General features: G+C 61.1%; 11 protein-coding genes. 1 reads left to right on the forward strand and 10 read right to left on the reverse strand.

All coding sequences use genetic code 11. The features are described 5' to 3' along the window. Window positions 1-3: 3 nt before the first annotated feature. The 10 genes from AC1DKD_RS21235 to AC1DKD_RS21280 all read right to left on the reverse strand — a co-directional run bounded on the left by AC1DKD_RS21235 (window position 4) and on the right by AC1DKD_RS21280 (window position 8,753). Entirely contained in the window at window positions 4-606 is a 603-nt protein-coding gene (locus AC1DKD_RS21235) for a hypothetical protein (RefSeq protein ID WP_477143671.1), read from the reverse strand. A gap of 131 nt (window positions 607-737) precedes the next feature. Continuing rightward, entirely contained in the window at window positions 738-3,200 is a 2,463-nt protein-coding gene (locus AC1DKD_RS21240) for a VirB4 family type IV secretion system protein (protein ID WP_477143672.1), read from the reverse strand. A 5-nt stretch (window positions 3,201-3,205) separates the two neighbouring features. Then, the gene (locus tag AC1DKD_RS21245; protein ID WP_253932276.1) at window positions 3,206-3,511 is read right to left on the reverse strand and encodes a VirB3 family type IV secretion system protein; all 306 of its coding nucleotides are present in this window, start codon (window positions 3,509-3,511) and stop codon (window positions 3,206-3,208) included. Beyond that, window positions 3,511-3,834: a hypothetical protein gene (locus tag AC1DKD_RS21250; protein ID WP_253932277.1), complete on the reverse strand. Its 324-nt coding sequence runs from the start codon at window positions 3,832-3,834 to the stop codon at window positions 3,511-3,513. Before AC1DKD_RS21250 ends, AC1DKD_RS21245 begins: the two co-directional genes overlap by 1 nt. Next, entirely contained in the window at window positions 3,806-4,804 is a 999-nt protein-coding gene (locus AC1DKD_RS21255) for a CpaF family protein (RefSeq protein ID WP_477103141.1), read from the reverse strand. Before AC1DKD_RS21255 ends, AC1DKD_RS21250 begins: the two co-directional genes overlap by 29 nt. Window positions 4,805-4,867: 63 nt before the next feature. Beyond that, window positions 4,868-5,503 carry an IncC plasmid conjugative DNA transfer DtrJ family protein gene (locus AC1DKD_RS21260; RefSeq protein ID WP_477103142.1) on the reverse strand — a complete coding sequence of 212 codons (636 nt, stop codon included), beginning with the start codon at window positions 5,501-5,503 and terminating at the stop codon, window positions 4,868-4,870. 11 nt (window positions 5,504-5,514) lie between these two features. Further along, the gene (locus tag AC1DKD_RS21265) at window positions 5,515-5,991 is read right to left on the reverse strand and encodes a hypothetical protein (RefSeq protein ID WP_477103143.1); all 477 of its coding nucleotides are present in this window, start codon (window positions 5,989-5,991) and stop codon (window positions 5,515-5,517) included. 35 nt (window positions 5,992-6,026) lie between these two features. After that, window positions 6,027-7,334, reverse strand: coding sequence for a conjugative transfer system coupling protein TraD (gene traD, locus AC1DKD_RS21270; RefSeq protein ID WP_477143673.1), 1,308 nt, complete (start codon window positions 7,332-7,334; stop codon window positions 6,027-6,029). After that, window positions 7,297-7,623 (reverse strand): hypothetical protein, encoded by a 327-nt coding sequence (locus AC1DKD_RS21275; protein ID WP_477143674.1) that lies wholly within the window; start codon window positions 7,621-7,623, stop codon window positions 7,297-7,299. The genes traD and AC1DKD_RS21275 overlap by 38 nt, the downstream gene beginning before the upstream one ends. After that, the gene (locus AC1DKD_RS21280) at window positions 7,623-8,753 is read right to left on the reverse strand and encodes a TraI domain-containing protein (RefSeq protein WP_477103145.1); all 1,131 of its coding nucleotides are present in this window, start codon (window positions 8,751-8,753) and stop codon (window positions 7,623-7,625) included. The genes AC1DKD_RS21275 and AC1DKD_RS21280 overlap by 1 nt, the downstream gene beginning before the upstream one ends. Window positions 8,754-9,569: 816 nt before the next feature. Between AC1DKD_RS21280 and AC1DKD_RS21285 the strand changes: the two genes are divergently transcribed. Then, window positions 9,570-10,428: hypothetical protein (locus AC1DKD_RS21285; protein ID WP_477143675.1), on the forward strand; the 859-nt coding region annotated here is incomplete at its 3' end.

Here is a 10,428-nt window from a genome sequence, read left to right on the forward strand (position 1 = left end):
GCCCTATTTGATGCCAAGCTGCTGAAGCCGTTGGCTGATACCTGTGGCGTAGTCGATTGCGTTACGGTCGGCAGTCTGCGATTGCGCTGTATCCGCCGCCTCCTTCTTGGCAGCACTCGCCAGTTGCGCCGAGACAGCGGCTGACTGCAGCTGGTTCTGCTCGATGAGCGTGTCCAGCGCGGCGGTCGCCACCTGGATCGCCTGGGTGGCCCCGGGCACGTTGCCGATCTCGTTGGCGATCTTTAGGCGCTTCTGCTGCGCAATCTGGATACCCTGGTTGAGCGCCTCATGCTTGTTGATCAGGTTCGCGGCGTTCGCATTGCCCAACGCCGCTCGCTGCGTGATCCCATTCACAAAACTCCCGAAATTGTTGGTTTGCGACGCCCCATACAGGGCCGTCACATCGCCGATGAAATCGGTCTTCTTGCCCAGGGCCTGCAGCAGGGCATCGTCGGCACCATTCAGGCGTCCGATCTGCGCGACCATCTGTTCTGCCTGCGCCAGGTCGCTGATCCCCAGTTCGCGAAGCTGGATCATCTTGCCGGAGTTGATCACCATCTGCACCGTTCGCGCCGCGTTGGCTACCGCGATTGCCTCCTGCTTCACAGTGGACGCCGCCGTCACGGAGGTTTGGATCCAGTTGGTCGGATCGAAGACGATCCCGCCGCCGCCGGCATGGGCTTCAGTGCCGGCAATCAGGGACGCGATCAGGGTCAGGTAAACGGGACGGAGTAGATTCATGATGCGGCGGTCTCCACGAGGTAGTTGGCTTTCCAGTTGGGCTTGCCGCTTCGCTTGTGCTCATCAAAGCGGYGTTGCAGGTGCCCCTCGGATCGCAGGAATGCGAGCGATTTCGAATCCAGGGCGGTACGGATGACACGCGCAAAGCCGTTGCTCAGAATCAGGTACTCGCGCTGCGGCATCAGTGTCTTGACGATATCGACGTTCTCGTTCGTCAGGCCAAAGTACTTGATATAGGCCTCGCGATGCGCCTCCGCACTCTTGTTGGCGAGCAGGATCTTCGTCAGGATGTTGTCCGTCATCGTGGCCGAGATCTCCGAGGAGGTAATCGAGGTCGGCGACTGGATCGTCAGCCACAGGAAGGCATTCTTCTTGCGGAAGGTCTTGAGCCAGTCATCCAGGCGGGGGGCGAACGCGGGGTGATTGACCAGGAACGACGCCTCTTCCAGATAGATGAAGGTCGGTCGGCCATCGAGCGACTCATGGATCTTCCGGAAGGCATAATCGATGAACGCGCGCGCCAGCCGATCCACCGCCAGCAGATCCTTCATCTCGGTGCAGGTCCAGCTCGACAGCGAGTAGTCGTCGGTGGAAGAGTCGAACATGCCATACGGCCGCCCCTCCAGCCATTCGCCCAGCTCGGTGCCCAGATGCCGCGGAAGCTGAATGGCGAGGGTGGACAGGCGAATGTCCTGTGTCGACATGGCCAGCTTCTGGATGGCGCTGTCGATGGCATCGCGATCCTCGGCGGTGCAACGATAGCCGCCCTCCATGATCCGCTGGATGACCCATTCCCGGGCCCACAGCTGCCCATCGGGCGAGCCGTCCCGCAACACCGCCAGCGGGTTCAACCGCATCTGGCCGTGCTTCATGTCGATGTGCTGCCCACCGTGCAATTCGGTGGTGATGCGGCAGGAGTTGTCCCGGTCGAAGATGTAGACGTTGGACTGCCCAATCTCCGGATCGTAATACCGCCGGAACTGGCTGAGGCAGAGAGACACAAAGGTGGTTTTGCCGCCGCCGGTGGGCGCGATCAATACGGCATGGCCCACCTGCCCGACGTGCGGGATAAAGTGGTATCGCCCGCCATAGCCGTCGATGAACTGCGCAAGCGCCGAGACGGGCCTGCGCAGGACTTCGGAGAAATAGGGGTGCTCGCGATAGCCCTCATCCATCGTGAAGATGGGCGACGCGTCGGCCACGTTCTCCAGGCTGACCAGATGGTAGCGGGATTGCCTCGCCCACTGCCCCGGGAGCATCGCTTCCCAGGACGGTCCCAGGTTCTGCCGCTCGCGTACGGATTCGAACTCGACATCCGCCAGACGGCCGTGGACCAGCTGGCAAGCGATTGTCAAGTCATGTTCCGAATCGGCATAGACTGCGATGGAGAGATTGTGGTACGCGAAACCCAGCCCCTCGGACGACAGACGGCGCATGGCCTCCTTGCATTCGTCGTGCAGGTCCTGCTTGCCACTATCCGGCTCGGGCGTCGCGTCCGCCATCTTCTGTGCCACATAGTTGAACGGCGAGAACAGCGTCATCCGGTAGTAGTTCACCGCCCCCTTCAGCTCGGTCTTCGCCTGTTCCTTGCCGAGAAAGCGGATGATGTGGCAGATCGTCATTTCGACATCCGACCCAATCAGCGCTTCGAGCAGCAACGGCGACGTGGGGGAAGGCCATTCCTTCACCCCGATGACGCCGCAGTACCGCACGTCCCCTTCGCTCTGGAAGGCCATGACCTGCTTGCCGGTCGTGATGTAGCCGTTTGCGATCCAGCCGTCGAGCAGCACACCCTGTGGCTTCGCGGGCGGTGCCAGGCGTGTCGCCGGGTTGGCGAGATGAAACAGGGCGTTGGAGAACTCGCGGCGCTCCAGCCGCTCGAATCGCATCGTGGGAATGGTCGTGTCGAACATGCCCAGCAAGCCCTCGAACTCCCCTACCGCCTGCTGCAGCCGGTCCCGGTCCCGCAGCACTTCGGTGCTGGCCGAGACGGACCCGAGCGCGCCACGCAACAGCGCGACGGGAAGGCTCCTGCCCTCCTCGTTCATCAGCCGCGTGACGCTATCCAGATAGCCCTCCACGCCCTGGTGGCCGGTGTAGAGCAGGAAGAACCAATGCCGGAAGCGGTAGGAAATGCCCGACCGGAAGGTGTTGCCGATCAGCCGATCGAGCTGGGCTGCCGTGGTGTTGTCGAAGTCGCCTTCCGGATACGTATAGTCCTTGCGCTTGTCGACGATCCACCAGCCAGTCAATCTAGAGTCGAACTGGCCGAAAGCGCGCTGGAGTTGCGTGACGGCCTGGTCGACGAGGTCGTCATCGAGGTTGTCCGGGTCCGGCCCTTGATAGGCGTAGGCCGCCAGCAGGGAGCCGTCCTTGCACAGCAGCAATTCCGGCGTCACAAAGTCGAGCCACGGCAGGATCTCCTGCTGAGGGTGCTCGACCTCGTCCTTCTTGTACATAATCTCTAGCATCGCACCCCTCGCCCATAGCCCACCGGCCGCTGCGCCCCCTTGAAGCGGTCCCGTACGTGCGGCTGGTAATGGTCTGCCGTCTCGGCATACTTGAGATAGATGTCGATCACCTGCGGATCCTTCCGGTACGCCCAGCGCAGCACGGCGTGCATCACGATCCCCGCTGCCAACGGCAGCGGCGTGGTCGCGAGAAAGCACGCCAGCCCCACGCCCGGCCAGATCATGGCCATGGCCTTCAGGCCGATGCCGCCCGAGAGCATGGGCTTCTGCAAGGCGAGGTAGGTGACGGACTCGCGCATCAGATCGAGCAGGCCGGCGGGATCAGCCCGGTGGCGGCTACGAGCGTGTAGGCGGCGACGGCGATCACGCAGCCCAGGAAGATGTACTGGCCCAATTCCGAGAGGTGTGCCTGCTTGTTGAAGTAGCCGATCACCCACAGGAAAATCGCCAGCACCGCGATCGCGCCTACGATCTGCTTGAAATAGTTGATCAGGAAGCAGAAGGCCTGCATGCCGCCGGAGGCGGACTGTGCAGCCGCGGAGGCGGAGAAGACCGCCAGGACCGTCAGCACGACGATCTGGTGCGGCTTGAGCCTAAACTTCTTCAAGTACGTATTGACCATGTTCATCCACTCCTTTGACAAGACAGATTTGTTCCACGCGGCGCTCGATGCCGACTTCGTGGTTGGTTAGCATCCGGGCATGCTTCTTTGCGTACACCACCAGATGGATCGTCTTTGCGAGGTAGCGCCGCGTCGTCCTGGCGTCGAACTGCGCCCCCGGCGGCAAAGACTGCTGAAATAGAATTTCGATGGCATCGAGGGCTTCCTCGGCGCCATTCGCGTGCACCGTCGTGAGCGTGCCGTCATGGCCACTGTTCATCGCGCGGATCAGGTCATAGGTGTCGTCGCCGCGCGTCTCGCCCAGGATCAGGCGGTCTGGCCGGAAGCGCATCGCCAGCTTGACCAGTAGGCGGGCTGTCAGCCCGGCCTGGTGATTGGCTACCCAGGCCACATGATTCGGGACCGTGATGTTGAGTTCGCGGGCGTCTTCAATCGTGATGACGCGCTCGTGCGGCGGCACCTTGCCGAGGAAGGCATTGGCGAGCGTGGTCTTGCCCGAGGAGGTGCCGCCAGCGACCAGCAGGTTCTTGCCTTGCCGAATGAAGAGCTCGATCACCTTGTCGGCCTGCGCCTTGGTCAGCATCTCGCGGGCGACCAGCTGCTCCAGCGTCGGACGCTTGTCCGGGGGCAGGTGCTTGCGAATGGAGAAGGTCGAGCCGTCGGGCGCCGTCGGTGCAATCGCGCCGGCAAAGCGCATGCCGTCGAGCGTCGCATCCACGATGGCATCGGCCGAGGAAGCGACCGCATCCTTGCGAACCTGTTTCGCGATGGCCTGAATGGCGATGTGGATCTCGTGCTCGGCCAGCCTGATGCCGGTATCGACAACCTTGCCGGCACGCTCGACAAAGACGGCCCCACCCGGGTTGACCATGATTTCGCTGACCGCCTCGTCCGCCAGTAGTGGCAGGAGCGGCTTCAGGCTGCGGGCGATCGCGTCGGCGATGATGTTGGCTTGGATCATGGCAACCATGATCCCGCGCCGGCAGCGGAATTTTCCGGCGAAACGCGCACAGAAACTTGCCGGATTCGAGAGTTAGGCGCCCGTCTGCAGGTTGGCAGCCATGACCCAGACAGCCGCGGCCGTCGCCAGGAAGAAGCCGCCCAGCACCATCGGCGTCAGGGTCAGCGGCGTGATGGGCACGAACATGGCGAGCCCAATCGCGAGAAGGACGAAATGCATGCTCGAGTAGAAGAAGATGGGGTTGTGCTGGCCAAAGTCATAGCGCTTCTTGAGCCGTGAACCAATGCCGTCCACAAATGCGGGCAAGGCAAAACCAATGGCCGCCGTGAGGTAGAGCGGGCCGAGCGCAAGCACGCGCCAGAGCACGCGGTACACCAGCATCCAGAAGCCAGTCACCCAGTCCCGAAGCCAGCCGGTCGCGCCGGCGGAAAGCCCCGGGCCGCCCATTCGTTGCGGTTGCGTGAGGGACACGCTGCGCTTTACCCAACCCGGGGCGACAAACCAGCGCTCGAACTTGTCGTCGGCCCTGGCTGTCACCTCCCGATGCTGGCCGCCCCAATTCGACAGGAAGCGCACCTCCGCTGGTTCGACCTGGAATGACTCGGGCGCCATGACGCCCGGCAGGATCAGCAGCGCGACCAGGGGCGCGAGCAACCACCAGAACAGGATGTGCTGGTTGAACTCGCTTTTTTCGGCGAAGAGGATCATGAGTCGGCTGGCTAGTAGGTCCGGTCCCGGTACTTCCGGAGCAGCGTCTCGGCCATCACGGGGGTCAGAAATTGATTGGCGAAGCGCTCGATGGCCTCCGTTTGGCTCATCCCGTTGGGCGTCCAGACGAGCCCATCCTTCCCTTCCGCAAAGGCACTCAGGCTCTGCTGCGAGGGATCCCACTGTTCGCCATCCGTGGTCGTACAGTTCAACTGGTACATGAAGCTCCCATTCTCGATCCAGGTGAACAGGTACCAGCCCATGGCGTCCCCACCGCGCCGCTCCGCGGCGATGTACGCGGTGAGCGCGAGCCGCACGGTGTCCCGTACCAGGAAGCGATAGCTCACCTTGCCATCGCCTACGTACTGCAGAAAGCGAACGGTCAGGTCCTTGAGCAGGGGATGCGCGAACCAAACCTTACGGGCAGCGGGCTGAACGCCGATATCGGTGGCAAGCCGGTTCAGCGGCGTGTATTCGTACTTTTTCATTGTTGTTGTTCTGTCTTCGTCTATGTCTTCGGTCGCTATTGTGCGATCAGGGGAAGGCGGCCTTTGTACAGCGTGCTGCCACCGAGAAATGCAAAGTAATGGAGACCCGGCAGTCTGGTCAACAGGTCCGGCGAGACAAAGGGAGCCTCCGTCTCCTCCATGGACCGCCCGGTGCTGCCCCGGAACTCCGTGAATGCCGTGGAGCTCTCGGACGTGTTGGAGTACGACGTGCTCTGCTTGCGTGCGGTGGTCTGCCCAAAACTTTCCGAGATCCACTTCGCCGTCTCGTAGTCCTTGACGCGCAGGCAGATGACGTTGTTGAGGTTGCCCAGCATCTGGCGCGCTTTCTCCTTTGAGCCCAGCCGCACGATGAAGTCCGCCTCGGTCTGTGTCGCCATAAACGCCTTGAAGCCAGCCCCGCCCGCCTTGTTCAGGATCTGAATCGCCTGGTCATTGGTCAGCTCCGCCGACTCGTCCGCCATGATGTAGACGTTGGTCTTGCCGGTGGTGTTATAGATGGCGCCGGCGACCGACGCCAGATCGGCGAAGAACACACTGCCGATTGCCGAGCCAATGATCTTGTCCGGTAGGGAATTAAGCGCGATGTAGACGACAGCCCGCTCGTTGATCATCTTGGCCGTATCGTAGATTGGCCGCGTATCGTTGATGTCCTCCGGGTCTGGCGAGAGCATCGCGCCTAGCTCGCCCGAGCCGAGCATTTCCAGGATTGGCTCCAGCACCTGGATCATCTTCGAATAGTGCTCTTTGGAGTGTCGCACCATGGCAACCAGGCCATCGATGCACTCGTCAGCATTCCCGGTTTCGAGCGTGTACTTCTGGATCATCAGTTCCAGACGGCTGGCTGGCTTTCCCCCTGCCATGCTCATGAGATCCCGGTCCCACGAGGGTCCCTCGGCGGCGAAGAACCGTTGCGTCAGAAGCTGCTCCAGAAGCGGCTCGACGCCCATCTGGATGTAACGCTTTACCTTCTTGATATTGGGCCGCACGCCGCACGCCACCATGCCAGACATGACACGGTACAGGGACTTCCAGGCGAAGGACCGGAACGACTCGTCCGCGTCAATGAGGTTGGTGAGGCGCGTTGCGGCCTCGCTGATATTGCCCCAATTGGCCAGCGGATTGATCCGAATGCACTTTGACGGATGCGCCGGGTGAAAGTACAGAAACTTGCGCCCTGCCCGCTTGCACTCCGATCGCAGGCGTCGTTCCCACTCCTGGTCACCTTTCGGGTCCAGCACGAACAGCGTGCTATCTGGCAAGTCGATGATCTGCGTCGAGATCAGCTCATAGAGCCGGGTCTTTCCTGCACGCGTAGTCCCCACGATGAGCGTGTGCCCCGTCAGGGAATCCAGCTGGCACCCGCTCCCTGCGCGAACGCATCAGCACCTCCTCCGCAGGAAGTGTCTCGGCACGCAGCACCGACAGCGAAATGCGAAAGCGATACAACTCGAGCGCCTGGTGTACGCGCAGCGCACCGAGCGACAGGGCGAATGGCGCCCCCACCCACCATAGCGGTGGTTGCGACGCCGACAGGAACAGCGCGGAGCCCGCCCACACGCCGGCCGTCGCCACATCGTAGTTCGGGCGGAACATGTCGCGATACGTGCGCATCAGGCCGCCTCCCCGCCAAACAGGAAGGTACCGACCGCCGGAATTAGAACCAAGTGGGTCGCGGTCTGATCTCTGACCAATCCTTCGTCCACCAGCAGCTTGGTAGCCGTCGCCGGCGCCATCCCGTACCGCACAAGCGCCTTCTTGGGGAAGCGGAAGCCTTCCTCATCGGTAGAGCAGTCTGCGCGAATTCGCGCCACGTCCTTGTCCACCCGGATGGCCTTTAGCAAGTCGGAGACTAACGGGCTCAATAGCGGCATGCCGTCCCCTCCGCCCTGCTTGGGGCTTTGTGCAGCCGGTGTCGGTGCGCCTCCGGGTGCTGGCGCGGTCGCAACCAACTGGGCAGGTGGTGCCTGTCCGGGCGATGGCGCCGGCGCAACCGTCGCCTCAGGCAGCGCGAGAAGGTCGCGCAAGGCAAGCCGCGGCGCGCCCAATTCGTCGATGCGCCTTGCTCTCTCCTTTCCGTCGATCTCGAAGGCCTTGTCCTGGGCGACCCGCACCACCCGGCACAGGGGTGCCTCCACCGCGATGGCGCCCCGCACGGGCAGAATCGCATCGGCAAGTGCCCCAATCACGGACTCCTCGAAATCGCCCCAACCGCCCGGCGCAAAGAAGCGTCCGGCCAGTAACGCGGCGACCATGCGGGAAGGCGCTCTCGGCGTCGGATTCCAATTGACAACATAGTCCTGCACGCCGGCATCCACCAGCGCCTGCGTCAGCGACACCTCACTCAATGGCGACCAACGCCGCCCGGCTACTGTCACGATCGCAACAGCCTCCAGGATCGCGGGCACGGAAGCAAGCGCAGCCGCAAAGCCACTATAGCGATACTGCGGGTCAAGCACGCGGCGCGTCTCGGCCGTGTGATTGGGCGCAAAGATGGTGCTGTCCGCGAGGCGAAATGCCATCAGCCCGCTGACCACACCGAATCGTAGTGCGCCGCCCTGCTCGCAGTAAGCATCCCGCGCCAGGGGAAGGGCCTGGACGCATGCGGCGAGACGATCCACCAGCGGCTGTATGTGGCGGTCGAACTGAGCACGGTTGAATCCCGACGCGGATCGCAGAGTTTCGATCAGATCGGCATCCAGGGAAGCCAGCAGCGCTGCTGGCGGTATCGTCGATAGTTCCATATAGACCAATCCTGCAGGACTTCTACGGCGTTTCATTTTCGATTGGGCACCGAAAACGACCGCGACTTGTCAATGCACGTCCACGTGATGAGAAAACGACACGATATTCGGCGAATTTATGCCAACAAATTCGCCRCTGACATTCAGCTCACGCGAATACGATATCGAGGTCTGAATTGCCCGCGCGGGCAAACTTTCATCACGCCAACACGTTGATTTGCAAAGCTTTTCAAAACGTCACTGGCCAATCTTTGGGCACTTAATGGCCGGATAAGCTTCATATATTCGTGGGTTTCCCAAATCAAAGTCTGGCTCTCTTATTTTTCTATTTTTCATTAGTATCCCTACATGAGTGGGGGGGGGCAACAAATTCCCTTCGGAATTAGCTAGCATTCAACGGCACCATCTCTTTTATCAAATGATCCGTAAGGGATCATCACCAATTTAGCCGCACTAACAAAGGAGGCTCGCCATGCCGTTCGAATTGGGTACCAAGTGCTCATGTCTGGTGGACAGTCAGCTACCCCACGACATCAGGCTCCGCGCGCACGCACTATCCGTTGAGATTCGCAACTCGAGGATGCGCTTATCCAGAGACCTTGTTGCTACGTGCGTCCTGCTGCATCAGTTGAAGGAGATCATGGGCGTCGACTTCGACGAATACGCCTGTCAATCCCTTGGCTTTGCGCGCCGCTCTCTGTGGAGATACCTAAAGGTTGGCGCTGGCTGTGTTGAAGCCATCAAGGCGGGCGGTCTTGAGTAGTAACCCGCGCGACCCTGAGGCCGAGGGTCATCGCGCAAATTGTTGGAGCTTTCATGCTATACGACCCAAACAAAAGGTTTGAGCTACCCGTTGATCTCGATCTTTCGGACGAGGTGAGGATCCAGGTCTACTCGCTTTCCGCAGAGATCTACGCCACAAAGAAGCGATTGGCCAGGGATGTGGTGGCAATGTGCATCTCGTTGCATCAGTTGAAGGGGATCATGGGCGATGCGTTCGAGGAGTACTCCTGTCAGTCCCTCGGGTTCGCGCGTGGCTCTCTGTGGAGATACTTGAAGGTGGGTTCCAGTTGTATGGCCGCCACAAAAGGAATGAACGATCCGAGCGAGTTGATCAATGCCACCACGATGAGAGCATTCCAACTACTCGACGGTGCGAGTGAGGAACTCCTCAGCGCGGTTCGGGAGCGCGCGTTGCGCGGCGAGCCCATCAACGAGCCGTTGGTAAAGGACCTGATGAAAACCACCGAGCGCCTGGAGCAGGACCTGGCCAACGCGGAGGATGACATCCGGAGAAAAGACGCCGAAATCCAGGCCAAGGATGCCGAGATCGAGGCGCACGGTCAGCAACGCGCCGATATTGAACGCGAGATGAAGGGCACCATCGAGAAACTCGAGAGCAAGATCACTGCCATCCAGTACGAGGAAATGCAAACTGCGAACATCGCCACGGAACGCCAGCGCCTTGCCGACATGCTAGCGGAGGATGTCGTCCGATTGGAGGCCAAGATCCGTAGTCTGCAAGCCGAAGCGGAGCACGCCAAGGTGATCGAGAGGGTTGTCGAGAGAAGCCCCGACGATCAACGTATTGCAGCGGATGAACTCCAACGCATCAATCAGCAAATTTCCGATGCCAAGCAGCGACTCAATGATACTGAGTCAACGCTAAGGCAAA

Source organism: Cupriavidus sp. 05T313, from assembly GCF_056396665.1.